10 protein-coding genes are annotated in these 20,915 nt (G+C 77.1%); all 10 read right to left on the minus strand.

Features of this window, described 5'->3' with window-relative positions; all coding sequences use genetic code 11:
- Window positions 1–8: 8 nt before the first annotated feature.
- On the minus strand, window positions 9–932 hold the full coding sequence (locus tag AC07FY_RS05000) for an SDR family oxidoreductase (RefSeq protein WP_479000507.1): 924 nt from the start codon (window positions 930–932) through the stop codon (window positions 9–11).
- 10 nt (window positions 933–942) lie between these two features.
- Complete coding sequence (locus tag AC07FY_RS05005) at window positions 943–2,184, minus strand: MFS transporter (RefSeq protein WP_479000510.1); 1,242 nt, start codon at window positions 2,182–2,184, stop codon at window positions 943–945.
- A gap of 20 nt (window positions 2,185–2,204) precedes the next feature.
- Window positions 2,205–3,464, minus strand: a complete 1,260-nt coding sequence (locus tag AC07FY_RS05010; protein ID WP_479000513.1) for an alkaline phosphatase family protein — start codon at window positions 3,462–3,464, stop codon at window positions 2,205–2,207.
- Between the two features lie 69 nt (window positions 3,465–3,533).
- Window positions 3,534–4,658: a galactokinase gene (locus tag AC07FY_RS05015; protein ID WP_479000515.1), complete on the minus strand. Its 1,125-nt coding sequence runs from the start codon at window positions 4,656–4,658 to the stop codon at window positions 3,534–3,536.
- The gene (locus AC07FY_RS05020) at window positions 4,655–6,523 is read right to left on the minus strand and encodes a methyltransferase domain-containing protein (RefSeq protein ID WP_479000518.1); all 1,869 of its coding nucleotides are present in this window, start codon (window positions 6,521–6,523) and stop codon (window positions 4,655–4,657) included. The genes AC07FY_RS05015 and AC07FY_RS05020 overlap by 4 nt, the downstream gene beginning before the upstream one ends.
- Entirely contained in the window at window positions 6,520–7,680 is a 1,161-nt protein-coding gene (locus AC07FY_RS05025; protein ID WP_479000521.1) for a glycosyltransferase, read from the minus strand. The genes AC07FY_RS05020 and AC07FY_RS05025 overlap by 4 nt, the downstream gene beginning before the upstream one ends.
- Entirely contained in the window at window positions 7,677–8,531 is an 855-nt protein-coding gene (locus tag AC07FY_RS05030) for an alpha/beta fold hydrolase (RefSeq protein ID WP_479000524.1), read from the minus strand. The genes AC07FY_RS05025 and AC07FY_RS05030 overlap by 4 nt, the downstream gene beginning before the upstream one ends.
- A 7-nt stretch (window positions 8,532–8,538) precedes the next feature.
- Window positions 8,539–8,856 (minus strand): acyl carrier protein, encoded by a 318-nt coding sequence (locus tag AC07FY_RS05035; RefSeq protein ID WP_479000527.1) that lies wholly within the window; start codon window positions 8,854–8,856, stop codon window positions 8,539–8,541.
- Window positions 8,846–13,531 (minus strand): beta-ketoacyl synthase N-terminal-like domain-containing protein, encoded by a 4,686-nt coding sequence (locus tag AC07FY_RS05040; protein WP_479000530.1) that lies wholly within the window; start codon window positions 13,529–13,531, stop codon window positions 8,846–8,848. Before AC07FY_RS05040 ends, AC07FY_RS05035 begins: the two co-directional genes overlap by 11 nt.
- A complete protein-coding gene (locus AC07FY_RS05045; RefSeq protein WP_479000533.1) occupies window positions 13,524–20,642 on the minus strand; it encodes an SDR family NAD(P)-dependent oxidoreductase in 7,119 nt (2,372 codons plus the stop codon). The genes AC07FY_RS05040 and AC07FY_RS05045 overlap by 8 nt, the downstream gene beginning before the upstream one ends.
- Window positions 20,643–20,915 lie beyond the last annotated feature (273 nt).

Genomic DNA, 20,915 nt, shown 5'->3' on the forward strand with positions numbered 1-20,915 from the left:
GACAGGGCCTAGCGGTAGCCCGAGGTGTTCGCGGGGCGGCCCGGGTCCTGGACTTCGACCATGTACCGCCAGCAGTCCGGGCGGCTGCCGTCGAGGTCGGTGAAGCCGTAGACCCCGGCGAGCTGCCCGCTGGACAGCGACTGCCCGTTCCAGCGCGCCCGCTCCGGGTCCGCTGCGAGCGCCGCGACCGCCCGGCCCACGTACGAGGGCGTCTCCGAGATGGCGAAGTGCGGGACCTTGTCCAGCGCGTCCCGCCAGTTCCCCTCCGTCACCCCGAAGTGCTCCAGCATCATCTCCGAGCGCATCCACCCCGGGGTCAGCGCCACCGCCGTGGCCCCGCGCGGCCCGAGCTCGTGCCCCAGCGCGAACGCCATGCGCAGCACGGAGGACTTGGCGAGGTCGTAGAAGAACGACACCCGGTAGCGGGACGCGTTGTACTCGGCGGTGCCGTCCGTCATCTCCACCACCAGCCCGCCCGGCCGGCGCAGCAGCAGCGGCAGCGCGAAGTGGCTGGTGACGGCATGGGTCTCCACCGCGAGGCGCAGCAGGCGCAGGCCCTTGTCCAGGTCGTGCTCCCAGACCGTGCTGTCCCACTCGAAGAGCGTCTCCCCGCCCCAGATGTCGTTGACCAGGACGTCGAGGCGTCCCTGCTCGTCGTCGATCCGCCCCACCAGGGCGCGGACCTCATCCCGCACCAGGTGGTCGGCGACCACCGCGATGCCGCCGCCGCCCGCCGCCGTCACCAGCTCGGCCGTCTCCTCGACCGTCTCCGGCCGGTCGTACTCCGAACGTCCGCCGCGGGAGCTGCGGCCCGACACGTACACGGTCGCGCCCCGCGCGCCCAGTTGCACCGCGATGCCCCGGCCGGCGCCCCGCGTCCCCCCGGCCACCAGGGCGACCCTGCCTTCGAGTGTGCGCTGTGCTTCAGCCATGCGCCCGACCCTACGACGGCCCGCCCCGCTCCCGCCCGCCGAACACGGCGACCGCCGCCAGGGCCAGCAGCAGCCCGCCGGCCGCCGCAGCGAGCGCCGGGCCGGGCCCCCACAGCGTCCAGACCGCGCCGAACAGCAGGGATCCGGCGAACCGGGCCAGGGCCTGGGCCGTCTGGAGCACCGCGAGGCCGGTGGTGCGCACGCCCGCCGGGAGCAGCGGACCGGCCGCCGCCATCAGCACCCCGTCCGTGGCCGCGTAGAACAGGCCGAGCAGCCCGAGCACCCCGAGGACCAGCGGCGGCCCCGCCGGCAGCGGGGCAAGCAGCAGCAGGCAGGCGCCGAGCAGAGCCACGTGCCCGCCGAGGAAGACCCGGCGCCGGCCCAGCCGGTCGGCGGCCCGGCCGACGGGCAGCGCCGCCAGCAGGAACACCGCCGCCGTACCCACCGGCAGCAGCGGGAAGTAAACGGCCGGCAGATCGAGGCGGCGCTGGAGCAGCAGGTAGAGGAAGGCGTCGCCGACCGTGAACAGGCCGAGTACGGCGGCGGTCGAGCACAGCCGCGGCAGCCCCGGGACGCGTACGAGCGTGCGCAGCGCCGGCAGCGGCGCCCGGGCGGCGGGCGCGGGCGCCTCCCGTACGAACAGGACCAGCACCACCACCCCCAGTACCGCGATGCAGCAGCTCACCGTGAACACGGCCGCGTACCCGTCCGCCACCACCCACAGCACTCCGAAGGCCGCCAGCGGTCCCAGCAGCGCGCCCGCCGTGTCCAGGGCGCGGTGCACCCCGAACGCCCGGCCCTGGTCCTGCGGCGGGCAGGACAGCGAGATCAGCGCGTCGCGGGGAGCGGTGCGCAGGCCCTTGCCGGTCCGGTCGGCGGCGAGCACCGCGGCCACCGACCAGGGGGTGGTGACCGCGAGCAGGGCAGCCTTGCACCCGGCGGACAGGGCGTAGCCGAAGCCCGCCACGAGTTTGCGCCGGTGGGTGCGGTCCGAGATCCGGCCGCCCGCCAGGCGCAGCAGCGCCGTGGCGCCCTGGTGGAGCCCGTCCAGGGCGCCGAAGGCGAGCGGTGACATGCCGAGCCCGGCCACCAGGTACAGCGGCAGGACGGCCGTGACCATCTCGGCGGAGACGTCCGTGATCAGACTGACCAGACCGAGCGCGAACACCGTGCCGGGGACGGCCCCGAGGGGGCCGCTCCGGGCCGGGGTGTCCCCGGCCATGTCCGCCGCCCGGCTGGTCGACAGGTACACGGGTGCCTCCCTGACGGCGACTAGAACCAGTTGACGGTGAGCGGGAACCCGGCGGTGACGGTCGTCCCCGCGGAGTCGGTGGCCGTGGCGGTGATCTGGAGGGTGCCGGCCGCCCACGGCTTGCCGCTGATCCGGCCGGTGCCGGGGTCGACGCTCAGCCCCCAGGGCAGGCCGGTGGCCCCGTAACGCACCGGGGGCCTGCCGCCGGTGGCGCTGAGCTGGATCGTGCAGGACTGGTTGAACTTGCAGGTCTGCGGCCCCGGAGGAGTGAGCTTCAGGTCACCGGAGGTCGGCGTGGGTGTGGGGGTGGGCGTGGGCGTCGGAGTGGGCGAGGTCGGGGTGGGCGTCGGGGTGGGTGTCGAGCCGTCGAAGACCTCGGTGATCGGCTGGACGTTGGCCGCGTTGCCCGCGTGCGTCGTACCGAACAGGTCCTCGAAGGTCCGCAGCAGGTGGTGGTGGTTGACGGCGGTCGCGTACCTGCCCGTCTTCACGTGCGCGCCGTGGAACACGGTGGCGATCTGGTTCGACCCCAGGTAGTTGTCCTCGTCCCAGGTCAGCACCAGCAGGCTGTTGTTGGCCTTCGCCCACTGCGCGTACGCGTCGATGTTGTTCTTCGTCCAGGTGTCGCCCGTGCCCACCGAGCAGGAGTGCATGTCGTTGCACTGGTTCGGCACGACGAACGACAGGTGCGGCAGCGCCGCGAAGTTGTTCTGCGGGAACTGCGCCCAGGTCTTGCCGGTGCTCAGCGGTACGTTCTTGAAGGCGAACCAGGGGTTGTGCTTCTGCGCGTACTGCCCGTTCGTGCAGACCGTCGACCCCTCGCTCGGCAGGTCCTCGTTGTAGGTCGCGAAGGTCTTGCCGGCCGCGATCAGCTCCTGGCCGAGGTTCGGCGCGGTCATCGACTGCGGCGTGTAGCAGCCGTCGCCGGTGATGCCCTGGGTGGCACCGGAGAAGAGGTTGAAGTAGTTGGGCTGGCTCGGGTGGGTCAGTGCCTTCATGCCGGTCAGGCTGGCGCCGCCGTTCGCCAACTGGTTGATGTACGGGGCGTTCGCGCTGCCGATGATCTCCCCGTACTGCTTGTTCTCGTACACCACGACCACCACGTGGTCGTAGGAGGGCAGTGCGGTCGCGGTCGACGCCGCGGGTGCGGAACGGGTTTCGGCGGCCTGGGAGTTGGCGATGGTGAAGGCGCCCAGCAGGCCGAGCGTGCCGAGCCCGGCCACGAGCGCGGACCACCGGGCCCGGCGTCTCGCGTCGGCTCGGGGTGAGGGGATGGGCATGGGGATCCTCCTTGGTGTCGGCGGGGGGTGGCGGTGGGGTGGGGGGCGGTCAGGGCGGCCGGCCGGCCGTCATTCCTCACGCCGGGCCGCGCCGGCCACGGCGATGTTCAGGAAGCGCGGCACGGGCCGCTGCCGGGCCCGGAAGTCCTCCGCGACGGCCGCCCGCACCGCCGCCAGCCGCGCCTGCGGCAGCAGCACCAGCGCGCTGCGCCCCGGCTCGGGTCCGGGCGGCCACGCGCTCAGGGCCCCGGCCCGGCGCGCACAGGACACGGCCCGCGCCAGCTCCGCCGGCCGGTCCGCGGCCTCGCCGCGCACGGCGACCAGCACCAGCCGCGCCCCGGAGGCCGCCGGGTCGAAGGGCGCGTACCGAAGCCGCCGCCGGTGCCCTTCCCCCGGCAGCAGGGCCCGGCCCGGCCGGGCGAAGAGCACCGCCCGGCGCAGCGAGCCGTCCCCGTCCGGCAGCGCGTCGGACAGCAGCCGGGCCAGGAGCGCGCGGTCCGGCGGTTCGCCCGCCCCGGTGTGGGCGTCGGCCACCGCCAGGGCCACCGCGCAGTCGGCGGGCTCCGCCGTGGCCAGCCCGGCCGCCGCGGTGAGGGAGCCCTGCACGTGCAGGTCCGTCCCGCCGCGGCCGTAACCGGCCCGGGCCAGCGCCCGTAGCACCGCGTACGGCCGGACCGCCCAGGCGGGGGCGGCGGGCGGCGGCCCGGACAGGGTCAGCGGCAGGTCGCAGCTGTCCGCCGGATGCCCCAGCGAACTGAGCCGTACCAGGCCGTCGGTGCGGGGGGCCGCGGCGGCGGCCGTCGGCCAGCCGGCCGCCGCGACCAGTCCGGGCGACACGAGGTGGAAGGCGTACGGGGCGCTCCAGACGGCGGTGGGCGGCCGGCCGTGTGCGATCTGGAGTGCGTAGGCGACGAGCCGGAAGAGCGGGTCGGCGGTGGCCCGCCGGGCCAGGTCGCCTCCGGCGGGGACGGCGGGGAGGGTGCGGGACGTACCGGGACGGGCGGGGTCGGCGTTCGTGTCCGGGTCTCGGTCCTGGTCCTGGTTCCGGTCCCGGTCCGGGTCCCGGTCCCGGTCTTGGTCCCGCTCCCGGTCCCGGTCCCGGTCCGGGTCCCGGTCCGCCTCCCTGGCCGTGCCCCTGCCCGCGTCCGCGCCCGCGTCAGGGAGGGGAACGGGGCGGAGGTCACGGCCGGTCACGGGGTGTCCTTGCGGGCCAGGATGCGGTAGGCGTTGCCGCCGTCCGTGATGCGGGCGGCCGCCGACCGCACGGCGTCCAGGACGGCCGCGCCCGCGAAGCACGGCAGGGCCGCCGCCCGTACGACGCCCGCGAACGCCCGGGCGCGGGGCGTGGCCGGGGGACCCCACGGCCGGTCCGGGTCCGGGGCGAGGCCCGCTGCGGTCAGGGCCACCGCGCCGAAGAAGTCGTTGCCCTGGTGGGCGGCCCCGTGCTCCTCGACCAGCACGGAGAATCCCCGCTCGGCCAGCGCCTCGCGCAGGTTCCCGGCCGGGACCAGGTGCTGGTGCTGCGGCTGGAACCACGGCAGCCACGCCCGGCCCAGGAGGTCGGCCATGCGCGACTCGGGGTCGGGCACCTCGACGGTCAGGTATCCGCCGGGGGCGAGGACGGCGGCCGCCGTGTCCAACTCGGCCAGCGGGTCCCGGGTGTGCTCCAGGTAGTGGTACATGCTGACCACCTCGTACCGGCCCGCCAGCTTCGCGGCGAAGTCCGGGAACTGGCCCTGGTACCCGCACTCCACCCAGCCGCGCCGCTCGGCTTCGACGACCCCGTCGCCCATGTCCAGGCCGTCGAACCGGGTCTGCGGCCAGACCTCGCGCGCGGCGTTGCAGAAGTGCCCGTGCCCGGTCCCCACGTCGAGCCAGGAATCCGGTCCGGCGCCGCCCACGTGCGCACGGAGCATCTCGGCGCGCGCCCGGTAGGCGGGGCCGAGCCGCCCGAAGACCGTGCCCGCACCCTCGCCTCCCTGCCCGTCGTAGAAGTCCCGGTAGTAGAACTCCAGGCCCTCGGGGCTCAGCCGCGGGTTCTGGAAGACGTGCCGGCAGTCCGCGCAGCGCTCCAGCGTGAACCGGCCGGGCTTGCCCTGGAGCAGGTCGGGCATCCGGACCCGGACGGTGAGCCGCCCGCTCCCGCACCAGGGGCAGTCCGCGCGGCGCGGCTCGAAGAAGCGGCCGGTCCCCCCGGCCAGGTCGGCCCGGTAGGCGGCGGCCCGGCCGCCGGCGGGCTCCCCGCCCCGGCCCCGGCGGGCCGCCGCGGCCGTACGCAGGGCCGCACCGAAGGACCGCACCGGCCGGGCGGCGGTGGCCCGGGCCAGATCGGCGGGGCGCAGCGGGGAGCGCGGACCGCCGAGCACCAGGTACGGCTGGAGCCAGTACAGTCCGGCCGCGGCGGCCCCCCACCGGCCCTGGCGTACGGCGGCGCCGGCCAGCAGGGCCAGCCCGGCGACCTGTGCCGCGGCCAGTGCCCCGGGCGGCAGCCCCTGCGCCCGCAGTTCGGCGGCGCGCTCGGGTCCCGCCGCCCCGGCCCGCGGCCCGCAGCTCAGCGCGGGGGCGACGGCCAGGCCCGTGGCCCCGGCGGCGTACTCCTTCAGGCGGCGGGTGAGCGCGAGGAGTTCGGCCTGCCCGGGGAGCGACCCGTCCGGATCGACCCCGGCCCGCGCGAGCACCTCCTCGGCGGCCAATACGGCGAACCCGGCGCCGCGTCCCTCACCGAGCCGGTCCCGGGGGTAGCGGACGGGATCGACCAGGCGCAGCAGCCCCAGCGCCCGCTCGGCGGCCAGGTCCGCCGGCAGCAGGTCCAGGACCCGCAGGCCCTCCCGCTCGGCGTGCGCGCAGGCGGAAAGGAAGGTCGCCGCGTCCGCCTCGACCCCCCGGGCGGTGAGCAGCCGCCACCCGGCGGCGCGCGGCACACCGGTCGTCGTGAGCGGGGCGGCCGGCAGCACCGGCACCGCCCGCAGCCTGCGGCCGGCCCGGAAGGTGCCGGCGCCGAGCGCGGCCAGCAGCGCCGCCGAGGTCCAGGGGACCCGGGGGATCGGGAGGGGCGTCATCGCAGCTTCTCCAACCGGTCGGCCGCGGCGGCGGCTCCGCCCGCCGCGGCGAATGAGGACTGGATGCGCCGGGCGGACCGGCGGTGGCCGGGCTCGTCCAGCACGGCAGTGAGGGCGTCGCGCAGTTCCTCGGCCCGGGTCCGGCCGAAGCGCAGCCGCACCCCGGCCCCGGCGTCCACGACCTGCCGGGCCACGATCGGCTGGTCGTCGCGGATCGGCGCGACCACCAGCGGAAGCCCGAACGCGAGGGCCTCGCAGACGGTGTTGTGGCCGCCGTGGCAGACCACCGCGTCCAGATGGGGCAGCAGTTCCAGCTGCGGCACGCGTTCCTGCACCAGCAGGTGATCGGGTGCCGGCCCGACCAGCGCGGCGGGCGCCGCCAGCATCAACTGGACGTCCTCGGCGAGGTGTTCGGCGGCCCCGAGCACCGCCCGGTAGAACCGGCCGCCGGCCTCCTGGTTCAGGGTGCCCAGGGACACCAGCACGCGCCGGCGCGCCGGATCGAGCCGCTGCCAGGGGAAACCGGGAGCGGCCGGGCGCGCCCCGAAGGCCGGGCCGACGAAGGCGAAGTGCGCCGGGAACCTCGTACCGGGGCCGACGAGTTCGGGGGTGGAGAAGACCAGCACGAGCCGGTCGGAGAACCGCGGGTCCCAGTCGGCGGGCACCGGTCCGTACTCGGCGACCAACCCGCTGATCCGCTGGGCCACCCACTCCCCGACCTTCGGGAAGTCCGCGAACGGCCGCGTGAGTTCCGCCGAAGTGCTGGCGGAGGTCGCCCAGGGGATCCCGAGCCGTTCGGCGACCAGCGGCCCGGCCAGGGCCTGCTGGTCGGCGACCAGCACGTCGGGCTCGAAGGAGCGGACGGCGTCGGCCACGCCCGGCTCCATGGCCCGCGCGAGCGGCACCAGGGCCTCCTCCCACAGGAACCGCAGCGCGGCGACCCCGCGCAGATCGCGCCAGCGTGCGTGCAGCGCCGTGTAACCGTCCGCATCCTCGCCGGACGGCAGGACGCGGGCGCGGGCGGGCAGCAGCCGGGACAGCGCCGCGGAAGGCCCGGCCCAGGCGATCTCGTGTCCCCGGGCGGCCAGTTCGGCCCCCACGGCCACCGTCGGATTGACGTGCCCCGCCAGCGGCGGAACGGTGAACAGCACCCTCATCGGACCAGCGCTCCCGCCCGTGTTCCGCGCGACCTCCGTGCGCCGCGTGCCGACGGGTCGGCCGCCGAGGCGTCGAGATGGGCCAGGACGGCCTCCCGCAGTGCCCCGGTGGTCTCCTTGAGCACGTCGTGCCCCAGCCCCGGCAGGACGCGCAGCTCGCCGCGGGGTGCGTGCCGGGCCAGTTCCCGTGCGCCCGGCAGGAGTTCGGAGTGCTCACCGCACACGATCAGGGCCGGGCAGCGCAGCCGGGCGTAGTCGGCCGGGGTGAAGGTGCGGCCCGCCGCCATGTCGTCGATCAGGGACGTGCGGTTGAGCAGGTCGTCGGCGATGGCCGTGAGGTTCGCGGCCTTGCGCAGCCGCAGAGAGCGTAAGGAGGCGGGGACCGGACTGTCCTCCAGGCCGAGCGCGGCGGCCGACAGCGTATCCACCATGTTCTCCACCCAGGCCCCGCTCAGCGGTGGCTCCAAGAGGGTCAGCCCCGTGACGGGACCGGGCCGGGCCAGCGCCGCGTGCAGCGCCAGGGTGCCCCCGTAGCTGTTGCCGACCAGGTGCACCGGCCGGCCGCCCAGGCCGAGCGCGCCGAGCAGCTCGAACAGGTCCCGTACGGCGGTGCGGCTGTCGTAGCCGTCGGGCGGCCGCTCCGAACGGCCGTGGCCGCGCAGGTCGTACAGGACGGCCTCGTGCCCGGCCCGGGCCGCCGGCACCGCCAGCGGGCAGTAGAAGGAGGACAGGTTGTCGACGGCCAGGCCGTGCAGGAAGACCACCACGGGCCGGTCGGGGCGGGCGGCTTCCGCGGTCACCGGAAGCCGCTGGACGTGGAAACGCAAGGAGTTGGCGAGGACGAAGGCCATGGCCGGCTCAGCCCGCGGAGCCGGCCGGGAAGGCCGCCGAGCGGGCGAGGGAAGCCCGGGTGATCCGGCCGATGTGGGTGACGAGGTCACCGACGGACATGGCGAGGATCGCGTCCATGTCCTTCTCCGCGAGGAACTCCATGAGGTCCACCTCGGCGCCGTAGCGGTGGTGGAGCAGCTCCGCGAGGGCGACGAACTCGACGCTCTCCAGCGCCAGGTCCTCGTTGAACGTCGTCTCCATCGTGACCTCCTCCGCGAGCAGGTACTCGTCGCCGACGATCTCCACGAGCATTCCGGTGATCTCGGCGAGGATGTCAGGTGCCATGACGGGTCTCCGTGAGGTGGAAGGGGACGGGGGAGGGTGCCGCCGCGGGAGCGGTCCAGGCGACGACGTGGTCGGGCGGGTCGGTGGCGAGCAGGGTGGTGCGGACCGGGTACGGCTGCCCGTCCGGGGAGCGCACCAGCAGCGCGCCGGAGTCCGGGTCCTCGGCCACCCGCCAGTCGCGCGGGCGGCCGCCGAGCCCGCTGCCCCCGGCCTTGGCGGCGGCCTCCTTGGCGCACCACACCGCGGTCACCGCGGCGGGCAGGCCGGTGCCCTCGCAGGCGGCCAGCCGCTCGGCGAGCCGGACCTCCTGCGGTCCGAGGGCGATGCGGACCAGCGCGTCCGGGTCGGCCGTCACCTGCTCCAGGTCGATGCCGACCGCGCGGCCGGGGTGCGCGAGCGCCACCGCGAGCCGGTCCTTGTGGGCGATCGACAGCCCCAGACCCCGCGCCAGCGGGCCCTCGGCGAGCGGCCGGCCCGCAGGGTCGTTGCCGATGGGCACCTCCACCGGGAACACCGGGCCCGCCCCGCCGTCCCACAGCAGCCGGCGCACCGCGTCCTTGGCAGCGATCCGGCCCAGCAGCCAGGGCGCCCGGGCACGCGGCGACAGCCGCTCGTACGCCGCCCGCTCGGCGGCGCCGAGGTAGCGGCGCATCACCAGCTCCTGGGAGGCGGGATCGGTCCAGCGGCGCCGGGCCAGGCACCAGCCCTCCGGCCGGGGCTCGCCGATGCCGCAGACCTCCGGGGTGAACTTCATCGGCCACACCCGCTCGTCGGCGCCGAAGCGGCGGTACGTCCACCCCTCGATCCGGGCCCACACCCCGCCGCCCGCGCGGCGCAGTTCGAGGTCGCCGCGCACGGTGGTGTCGCGCACCTCGCGGATCCGGGCCGTGGCCGCGACGAGGTCGAGCGGGGCGGGCGGGGGACCGAAGAAGCGGATGCGCTCCACGGTGGCGGGGAACACCAACCGGTCCACCGGCAGCCGCAGTTGCATCCAGTGCCCGAAGAGCTGACCGGCGGCGTCGAGGAGCGCCCCGGGGTCGGGCAGGGCCCGCAGCACCCCCTCGATGCCGTCCGCGCCGACGGTCCGCACCGCGTGCACGGCGGCGAAGCGCGGGCCGTGGAACATCCACCGGTCGCGGTAGAGGGCCTCGGCGCTGACCGGGGCGGGGCGCGGATCGCGCAGGGGTGTGGTGTCGGGCGGGGGCGGCTGCCCGTACCGGTCGCCGAGCAGGACGACCACCGAGGCGTACGCCTCGAGCGTGACGCGCGCCCGACCGGGCCCGTCGCCCCGGACGGTGACCTCGACGTCGACGGCCGGTTCGACGGCCAGCCAGCGCAGCGCCCGTACGTCCTCGTAGCCCACGACGTGCAGACCGGGCGGCGCGTGGCGCCGGGCGGCCTCGGCGGCCAGCTCGAGCATGGTGGTCATGGGCACGACGGGGAACCGGTCGGAGTCCTCGGGCCAGCCGTCGGGCTGCAGGTACACGCAGTGGTCCCGTACGTAGGGCAGCGCGGCCAGGGAGAGCCGCAGGCGCTCCGTGGCGGCGCCGGTGGTGCCGGTGGTGCCGGTGGTTTCGACGGTTCCCGCGGTGCGCCCCGCGGCGTCGGGTCCCGCCGGAGCGCCGCCGCCCGGGTCCGCCCGGGTGGCCGACCATGCCTCGGTGACGCTCCGGGCGGCCTCGCCGGTGTCGGCCAGCACGGCGTCCAGGGCGGACAGCAGCAGGGGGCGGGGACCGGGCCGGTCCGCCGGCGTGCCCATCACCACCGGTACCGGGGCTGCCAGGAGGCCGCTCAGCGAGGCGCGGGCCGCCTCATCCAGCCGTACGAGCGGAGACCCGAGGTCCAGCGGAACGCTGCGGCCGGAGCCGGAGCCGGAGCCGGAGCCGGAGCCGGAGCTGGAGCTGGAGCCGGAGCCGGGCGCGGTGTTCGGCCCGGTGTCGTGCGGGGAGCGGCGGCCGGGGGCCGGGGCGTGGGCGGGGCCCGCACCGGCCTCCGCCCCTGCCTCGGCCCCGTCCTCCCCATCCGTCAGCAGATCCCAGCGGGGTGCGTGCCCCTCCGCCCAGAGGGCGGCGCAGGTCCGGCGCAGCGCCGCCAGCCCCGCGAGCCGGGGGGAGGACGTCGACACCGACAGGTGGGGCCGGCCGCGCAGGGTGTCCTCGACGAACCCGGGCAGACTGCCCGGGCCCAGCGTGACGAAGCGGCGCACGCCCTCCTCCTCGTACAACCGCAGCGTCAACTCGCGGAAGCGAACCGGCTCCAGCAGGTGGCGGACCACCAGTTCCCGCACGTCGGCGGGGTCCGTGGGGAACGGCGCGCACGTGGTGGCCGACCACACCGGCAGGGCGCCCGCCCGCAGCGGCAGCCGCGCGAAGGCGGCGCGGACCTGGCCGAGGTAGGGCTCCCACATCGGCGTGTGGAAGCCGGACCGGAACGGGAGCTCCTGTCCGAGCACCCCCTCGCCCCGCAACCGGTCCAGCACCGCCGCCACCCGGCCCGGGTCACCGCAGACCACCGACTGGTGGGGGCAGTTGTCGTGGCTGACCACCACGCCGTCCAGCCCGTGCAGGGCCGCCTCCGCCCGCGGGGCGCCGCAACCCAGCGCCGCGTACACGAGATCCGGCACATGCACGTCACCCGGGCGCAGGGAGTCCAGGAAGGTGTCGGCCGCCTCCTGCGGGTACATGCCGGCGGCCACCATCGCGGCCCACTCGCCCAGGCTGTGGCCCGCCAGCACCTCGGCCTCGATGCCGAGCACCGGCAGCACCCGGGCGAAGAACCGGCCGACGGCGATCGCGTCCACGGCCCGTTCCACCAGGGACGCACCCCGGCCGAGCCGGGGCGGCGGAGATCCCAGCCGCTGGGCGACATCGTCGACCACGGGGGCGAACTCCGGCTCCAGGCCGGGGAACAGGAAGGCCGTCCGGCCGCCCAACTGCTCCGGCGCGAACCACACGTCGCCGCGCCCCCGCCAGGCCCGCCCGCGCCCCACCACCTTCGCGGCCAGGGCGAGCCGCTGAGGCGTCGGCCCGAACACCGCCAGCCGGCAGGGCCCCTCGCCCCCGGACGCCGGGGTGCCCGCCGCCAGCAGGGCCGACAGCTCGGCGGGACCGTCCCCCGCCAGCAGCAGTACGCCGCCTCGCGCGGGCGCCCCGACCGGCGCGGCCGGGATCCCCACGGGCAGGAACCGGCGGCCCGCCCGAGGGCCGGCCGGCCGGCCCGTCGCCGCCGGGCGGGCCGCTCCCGGCGCCTCCTCCAGCACCACGTGCGCGTTGATCCCGCCGAAGCCGAACGCGTTGACCCCCGCCCGGCGCGGCAGCGGCCCGCGCTCCCACGGCTCCGCCGCCGTCACCGGCCGCATCCGCGTCGCGGCCAGGCCCGGGTGCGGCTCCTCCAGGTGCAGCGTCGGCGGCAGCACCGCCTCGTGCACGGCGAGGGCGGCCTTGACGAGTCCCGCCATGCCGGACGCCTGCATGGCGTGCCCCAGCATCGACTTCACCGAGCCGAAACCGATTCCGGCGTGCCCGGCCACCGGTGGCCCGAACACCTGCGCCAGGGTGTCGAGTTCAGCCGCGTCCCCGACGGGCGTCCCCGTTCCGTGCGCCTCCAGCAGGCCCAGCGCGCCCGGCTCCCGCGGATCCAGCCCGGCCTCCCGCCAGGCCCGTTCCAGAGCCCGTACCTGACCGGCGACCAGGGGGCTCATGAGGCTGGCCGCCCGGCCGTCACCGGCCACACCCGTCCCGCGGACCACCGCGTAGACGCGGTCGCCGTCCCGCTGCGCGTCGGCGAGCCGCTTGAGCAGCACCACCCCGGTGCCCTCCGAGAGCAGCGTGCCGTCGGCCCGCCGGTCGAAGGGCCGGATCCGCTCGCTCGGGCTCAGCGCCCGCAGCTGCGTGAACACGCTCCACAGCGTCGCGATGTGGCAGTGGTGCACGGCCCCCGCGACCACCGCGTCGCAGCGCCCGGAGGCCAGCAGCCCGACCGCCTGGTCCACCGCCAGCAGCGAGGAGGCGCAGGCCGCGTCCAGGGTGTAGGCGGGGCCCCGGAAGTCCAGGCGGTTCGCGGTGCGGGCGGCCGTGAAGCTCGGGACCAGGCCGATCGAGGCGTCCGGGCGCTCCGGGCCGAGCGCCTCCTGGAAGGCGGTGCGCACCTCGGCGATCCGCCGCTCACCGAGCTCCGGGGCCAGCTCCCGCAGGGTCTGGGCCACCTGGTGAGCGGTCCGAACCCGTTGGTCCAGCCGGGCCGTGGCCACGCCCATGAACCCGCCGCGCCCCAGCACCACCCCGATCCGCGAACGGTCGGCCGGCAACCGGTCCTCGCCCCCCGCGTCCGAGACGGCCTCGGCCGTCGCGTGCAGGGCCAGCATCTGGTCGGGCTCGGCTCCTTCCACCGCGCCGGGCATGATCCCGAACCGGGTCGGGTCGAAGGCGGCGAGGCCGTCGACGAATCCGCCCCGCCGGCAGTAGAACCGGTCTCCCGCCGCCGGTCCGGCGGCGCCCGCCGGGTCGTAGTACACCTCGGGGTCCCAGCGCTCCGGCGGGACCTCGCCGATGGAGTCCGTCCCCGCCAGCAGGTTGCGCCGGTAGGCGGCCAGGTCGGCGGCCCCGGGGAACACCACGCCCATTCCGACGATCGCCGCGTCGGTGGGCCGCGGGCCGCGCCGCTCGCGCTCACTCATCCCCGTGGCCCCCTTCGGCCATCAGGACCACCTGTACGTCGGTCCCGTGCGCCAGTTCGTCGAGGAACGCGGCGGTACCCGCCCCGGGCGCGATGAGCGGGATGCCGCGGCGGGCGTACGCGCGCTCCAGCTCGGGGGTGACCATCCCGCCCGCGTCCGCCGCCCAGGGGCCCCAGTCCACGGACAGCACCCGGCCCGGGAAGGACTCCGCCCACGTGCGCGCCAGGCCGTCGAGGGCGTCGTTGGCCGCCCCGTAGTCGCACTGGCCGCGGTTGCCGTACACCCCGGCGACGCTCCCGAACAGCGCCAGGAACCGGGGCGCGGGCCCCGGCCCGTGCTCGGCGGCCGCGGCGGCCAGGTGCCGGGCACCGGTCACCTTGGTGGTGAACACCTCCGTGAAGTCCGCCGGTTGCTTGTCGCGCAGCAGCCCGTCGCGCAGCACCCCGGCGCCGTGCACGATGCCGTCCAGCCTGCCGTGGCGGGCCCGTACGTCGGCGACCACGGCCCGTACGGCGGCCTCGTCCGTGACGTCGGCGGGGTGGTAGCGGACGGAGGCGGCGTCCGCGGCCAGGGCCGTCAGCGTGGCCCGTACCTCGCGCTCGGCGAGGATCCGCGAGGCCGCCGCTTCGATCTCGGCGGGCGTTCGCAGGCCCGTGGCGATCAGCGCGGCACGCAGCGCCACCCGGTCGGTGGCCTGCCCGAACGGGTCCGGTTCCGCCGGGGGGTGGGGGCTGCGTCCCAGGAGTTCCACATGGCAGCCGGTGGCGCGGGCCAGCGCGAGCGCGGTCCGGGCGGTGATCCCCCGCGCCCCGCCGGTGAGCAGGACGACGGAGTCGGGGCCGAGCAGCGGGCCGTCCGCCGGTTCGTTCCGCGGGCCGTCCGCCGGTTCGTTCCCCGGTCCGCCCGCCGCCGCGTTCGCGGCCCGGGCGAGCGGTGCGGGCACGGGGCGGCGCGTGACGCGCGCCCCGTCCGCGGTGTAGCCGACGGAGGCCGGGGCCTTGGCCGACGGCGGGCAGCTCAGCTCGGCGAGCAGCTGGGCCGCGATCTGCTCGGCGGCCTCCTTGGGGTGGACGTCGACGGCGCGGACCAGGGCGGCGGGGAACTCCAGGGCGGCGCCGCGCGCGAAGCCGTGCAGGCCGGCGCCCGGGGTGCCGGCCCCGGTGACGAGCAGCAGCCGCGGCGTCCCGCCGGTCAGGGCCTGCCGCAGCCCGGGGAAGAGCTGCGGCAGGACGGGCTCGGCGCCGGTCCGCAGGGCGGTCAGGTCGACGATCCCGTCGAACCCCGGTCCGGCCCGGTCCAGCGCGTGCGCCTCGGCTCCGCACGCGCGCAGGGCCGCGCAGAGCGCCGGGGCGAGCCCCTGTCCGTCCTGGACGACCCCGATGCGCAGGTCGCGCAGGACCCCCAGGTCCCCGGCGGCCACCGCCACGGGGACGGTGTCCACCCTGAGCCGGACGAGCGGCGCCGGCTCCGGCACCGGAACGGGTGCCGGATCGTGCGTCGGATCCGGCTCCGGAACGGGCACGGGCACGTGCGGCGCAGGCGCGCGGGGCACTCCGGTGGCCGGTCCGGCCTCCACCGTCGCCCGGGCGCTGACTGCGGCAGCCGCTGCCGCTCCGGCGGGTGCCCCTGCCCCTGCCTCCGCCTTCCCGGCCGGTTCCGGCGCCGGTTCCGGCTCGCCCGCGTGGACGGTGACCCAGTCCACGATCCCCCGCAGCGTCTTGATCCGGGACAGCTCCTCCACCGCTGACTCGGCGGATCCCCCCGGGTCCTGGGGCAGCCCGATCCGGTCGGCCAGGGCGCCGATGATCTCGACCCGCTTGATGGAGTCGATGGACAGGTCCGCCTCCAGGTCGAGCCCGGGGTCGAGCATGTCCCTGGGGTATCCGGTCCGGGCGTGGACGATCTCCAGGACCGCCTCCATCACCTCTTCCGGCGACCGGGCCGCCCGGGCCTCGACGCCCGGCGCCGCGATCCGGTCACCGGACGCCGCGGCCCAGGACCCCGCCCCGTCCCACGCCCCGGTCCCGTCCCACGGCCCGGTGACGGCCGGAGCCGGCACCGCCCGGTCCCCGGGCCGGGGCCCCGACGCGTCCTCCCGGCCGCCCGCGCGCGGGGCGCCCCCCGGCGCGCCCAGGTAGCCCAGCAGCACCTCCCGCTGCGCCTCGACCAGCTCGCGGGTACCGCGCAGGTACTCCAGCACCGCCTCCTCGCGGCGGTCCGCGGCCGGAGCCGCCGCCGCAGGCGCGCTCACCCGGGTGGCGGGCCGCAGGCCCCCGGCCACGGGCGCGCCGTCGGCGGTGCGCACCAGGTGGCCGTCGACCAGCCAGCCCGGTCGGCGCGGAGCGCGCTCGGGCAGGGCGGCCGTCCGGCCGCGGAACAGCGCCTGCGGCTCCACCGGCACGCCGGCCGCTGCCAGTTCGGCGAGCGCCGTGACCAGCCGGACCAGGCCGTGTTCGCCCGGGACGTCCAGCGCGACCGCCGTGTGCGGCCGCGCGCCGAGGATCCGTGCCGTCAGCCCGGACAGGACCCGGCCGGGCCCCGCCTCCACGAAGGTGCGGACACCGGCCGCGTACATGGCCTCCACCTGCTCCACGAACCGCACCGGCTCCGCGACCTGGCGTGCGGCAAGGCCGCGTACCTCCTCGGCGCAGGCCGGGTACGGGGCGGCCGTCGCGTTCGACCAGACGGGGATGCCGGGCGCGGACACGGCCGTCCGCGCCAGCTCCGCGGCGAGGCCGGCCGACGCGCCCGCGACCACCTCGCTGTGGAACGCGCAGGCGACGGCCAGGGGTTCCGCCGACAGGCCCGCCTCCCGCAGCGCGGTCACCGCCGCCGAGACGGCCGCCGTCGGGCCCGAGACCACGCACTGCCGGGGCGCGTTGTGGTTGGCCACCACGCAGCCGGCCCGCGCGGCGATCTCCCGTACCTCCTCCGGGGCGGCCGGCACCGCCGCCATCGACCCGGGATCCGCGCCGGCCGCGGCCAGGATCGCCTCGGCCCGGTGCGCGCTCAACCGCAGCAGGCTCTGCGTGTCGTAGGCCCCCGCCGCCCAGAGCGCGGTGAGCTCCCCGTACGAGTGGCCGGCCGTGCAGTCCGGCCGGACGCCGAGGGCGGTCAGCAGCCGGTGCGCCGCGGCCCCCGCGAGCCCCAGCGCGGGCTGGGCCACCCGGGTGTCGGTGACGGCGGCCCGCTGCGCGGCCCGGCCCTCGGCGGTGAACGCGGACGGCGGGAAGAGGGCCGGGACCACCGGGCCCGGAGCTTCGTCCAGGAGCGTGCGCAGCTCGGGGAAGGCCAGGAACAACTCGCGCAGCATGCCGGGCCGTTGACTGCCCTGCCCGGGGAAGAGGAACGCGATCCGCCCCGGGTCCGCCGACTCGTCCCGTACGTGGACCCCCTCGCCCGGAGTGAACGCCCGGGCCCTCTCCAGCCGGGCCGCCAGCCCGTCCAGGTCCGTCGCGACGACCGCGACGCGGACCGGACCGGAGCCGGCGGCCGCGGCTTCCGCCGCGAGGTCGCGCAGCGCCCACGGCCGTCCGGCCGCGTCGTTCTCCTCCAGCCGGGCCGCGAGCCGGGCCATCGCCCGCCCCGCGGCCCGCCGGTCCTCGCCGCGGAAGCAGAACAGTTCGGCCGGCCACTCCTCCAGGCCGTGGCGCGGCTCCTCGGCTCCGGCGTATCCCGCCAGCACCGCGTGGTAGTTGGTGCCGCCGAAGCCGAAGGCGCTCACCCCGGCGATCCGGCGCTCCGCGGGCACCGCCCAGGGCCGGGCCTCCGCGTCGAAGGCGAAGGGGCTGGTCTCCTGCCGCCAGGCCGGGTTCGGCGTGTCGATGTGCAGGGTCGGCGGCCGCACCCCGGCATGCACCGCGCGGGCGGCCTTGATCAACCCGGCCAGTCCCGCCGCGCACTTGGTGTGCCCGAGCTGCGATTTCACCGAGCCCAGCGCGCAGGAGCCGACCGCCGCTCCGTGCGCGCTGAACAGGTCGGTCAGCACGGCCAGTTCGGTGCTGTCGCCGACCACCGTGCCGGTGCCGTGCGCCTCGACCAGCCCCACCTCGCCGGGGGAGACGCCCGCCCGGGCGTAGGCCCGCTCGAGCGCGCGCCGCTGTCCCTCCGGGCGGGGCGCGGTCAGGCCGAGGGAGCGGCCGTCGCTGGAGGCGCCGACGGCCTTGACCACCGCGTACACCCGGTCGCCGTCCCGCTCCGCGTCGGCGAGCCGCTTGAGGACCAGTGCGCCCACGCCCTCGCCGAGCGCGATCCCGTCGGCGCCGGCGTCGAAGGGCCGGCACCGGCCGGTGGGGGACAGGGCGCGCACCGAGGCGAACATCAGGTAGTCGTTGATGCCGTTGTGCACGTCCGCCCCGCCGCAGACGACCATGTCGCTGTCCCGGTCGCGCAGTTGCCGGCAGGCCAGGTCCAGGGCGGCCAGCGAGGAGGCGCAGGCCGCGTCGATGGTGCAGTTCGCGCCGCCGAGGTCGAGCCGGTTGGCGACCCGGCCCGCGATCACGTTGGCGAGGACCCCGGGGAAGGAGTCCTCGGTCAGGCGGGGGAGTTGCCCGTCCAGCTCGGGCGGCAGCTCGCCCAGGTAGGCGGGGTGCAGGGCCCGCAGCCCGTAGGCGCCCGCCAGTTCGGTGCCCGCCTCGGCGCCGAAGACGACGGAGGTCCGGGTCCGGTCGAAGTCCCGGCCCTGGCCGTATCCGGCGTCGCCGAGGGCCCGCGCGGAGATCTCCAGGGCCAGCAGCTGGACCGGCTCGATCCCCGCCAGGGAGGCGGGCGGGATGCCGTGCGCGAGGGCGTCGAAGGGGACCGGGTCGAGGAAGCCGCCCCACCGCGAGGGCGTGCGCTCGCCGGCCCGGGCCGGGTCGGGGTCGTAGTACAGCTCCGGGTCCCAGCGCTCGGCCGGCACCTCGGTCACCGAGTCCGTCCCGGCCAGGATCCGCGCCCAGTAGGCGGCGAGGTCGGGGGCGCCCGGGTAGGCGCAGGCCATCCCGACGATGGCGATGTCGAGCGGATCCGCGGCCGGGGCCGGCGCCGGGGCGACTGCGGCGAACTCGCGGGCCCGCCGCTCCAGCAGCTCGCTCGCCCCTCCGGTGACCTCCGCGTGCAGCGCGGCGACGGTGGTCGTCGCCGACCGCAGGGTCGCGGCCTGCCCGAGCATGAACAGCCCTTCGTCGTACTGCCGCTCCTCCGGCACGGCCTCCAGGACGGAGCCTTCGGTCCCGGCCCCGCCGGCTCCGGACGCGGTACGGCGCAGGCCCTTGCTGGCCAGGCGCAGGCGGCCCAGGTTGAGGCCCTCCAGTTCCTCCCACGCGCGGCGCGGCTCCGTGCCGGTCTCGGCCAGACGGCGGCGGGCCGCCTCGAAGGTGTCGGCGTACGGGGTGGGCGCGCAGCGCGTGGCGTGGCCGGGGGCGGTGTGCAGCAGCACGGTCCGCTCGCAGTCCAGGGCCGCCCGCTGGAAGCCCTCCACCACCGCGCCCGCCGCCACCGCCTCCTCCGTGAACAGGTAGGCGGTGCCCATCAGCACGCCGATCCGGGCCCCCCGTGCGGCCAGGGGCGCGGCGGCCGCCACCGCCATGGCGGCCGAGCGGGCATCGTGGATCCCGCCCGCCAACAGCACGTCCAGGGCCTGTGGTTCGGGGCAGGACAGCAGCAGCTCTATCTGCTCCTCCCACAGCGGGAACGAGGCGCGCGGGCCGACGTGGCCGCCGCACTCCAGCCCCTCGAACACGAACCGCCGGGCCCCCTCAGCGAGGTAGCGCTCCAGCAGCCCGGGCGAGGGGACGTGCAGATGGGTGCGGATGCCGGCCGCCTCCAGCGGAGCCGCCTGCGCCGGGGTGCCGCCCGCGATGATCGCGTACGGGGGCCGGGCGGCGGCCACCGCGGCCAGCTGCTCGGCCCGCAGCCCGGCCGGGGCGAAGCCGAGCAGGCCCACGCCCCAGGGGCGGTCCCCGAGCCGCTCGGCGCTCTCGGCCAGCAGCCTGCGGACGTCGGCGCCCTCCATCACGGCGAGCGCCAGGTACGGCACCCCGCCCGCGACGGCCACCGCCTCGGCGAAGGCCGCCCGGTCGCTCACGCGGGTCATCGGGCCCTGGGCGACGGGGAGCGGCCGGGCGAGTGGCCGCACCCGTACGGCGTCGGCCAGGTGCCCGGACACGGCGGCCCGGACCGCCTGGAGCACCCCGCCGGTGGTGCGGTGCCGCGCGGCCAGCCGGGCGGCGGCGGCCCCGTCCTGTCCGACGGGCAGCAGCTGCGTCCGCAGGTCGCGCGCCCCGAGCAGGGCGGGCACCGGGCCCTGGGGCGGGGTCAGGTCGGGGCGGGCGAACACGCGGTGCCCGTCGGCCAGCCGGGTCTCGGAGCCGTCCATCGCCCGCAGCGCCGCGAGCACGTCGGCGGGCAGGCCGGCCTCGCCCTCGGCGGTCAGGGCGAGTTGTGCGTCGAGCAGCACGCCCGCGGCCCCGCCCGCGACGGCCGCGGCGGCGGTGTGCGGCCCGATCCCGCCCCGGGCCCGCACGGGCACCGCGCATCCGGGACCGGCGAGGAGCTGCTGGAGCAGCACGAAGGTGGTGGTGTCGCCCACCCGGCCGCCGGCTTCGTGGCCCGTGGCGACGAGTGCGTCCGCCCCGGCGGCCACGGCCCGCGCGGCCTCGGCCCGGCTGGTGACCTCGGCCCACACCCGCGGCAGGCCGACCGCCCCGGCCCAGGCGGCCACCTGCTCCGGGGTGTGGGTGGCGGGGTCCGCGAGCAGCACCGTGTCCACGGCGGGCGGCAGCTCGCCCGGCCCGAGCGGGCAGCCCGCGGGCACCCGTACGCCGTACCGGCCGCCGCGCTGCGGCCCGCCGCCGCCCGGGCCCTCCCCGGAGCCGCCGCCCGTGCGCCCGTCGGCCCCGCCCCCGTCGGCCCCGCCCCCGTCAGCGCCGCCCGCGCCCCCGTCGCCGAGGCGGCGGGCCAGCTCCGCGAACGCGCGCCGCGCGGCGGCCGCGTCCCGTCCGAGATCCAGCAGCCCGAGGGCGCCGGCGCGCTCGGCGGCGGTCACGATCCGCGGATGGGGTTCCTCGAACGGCGTCAGCGCGACGACCAGGTCGCGGGCGGAGGCAGGCTGCGGGGGATGGGGGGTCACGGGCGCTCCTCTTCCAATGCTGTGTGACATGGCGCAGTACAGAGCGGAAGAACGGAAGAACGGAAGGATGTGAGAACGGGGGTGCGTCGGTCTCGCACATCGGCCGGGCGGCCCGCCGCCGGTGGGGCGGGCTTGAACCGTGGTCAAACACCCTCACGCCGGAGATGCATCGTGCGGTGGTCACCATGCACTGTCAACAGCCATACGGAATACGGTGCTTCGCGTTATCACGACGAGCGGAGCGCTCGGGACACCCCCCGGGCGGGCCCCTGC

It is taken from the genome of Streptomyces sp. NPDC045967, from assembly GCF_056430495.1.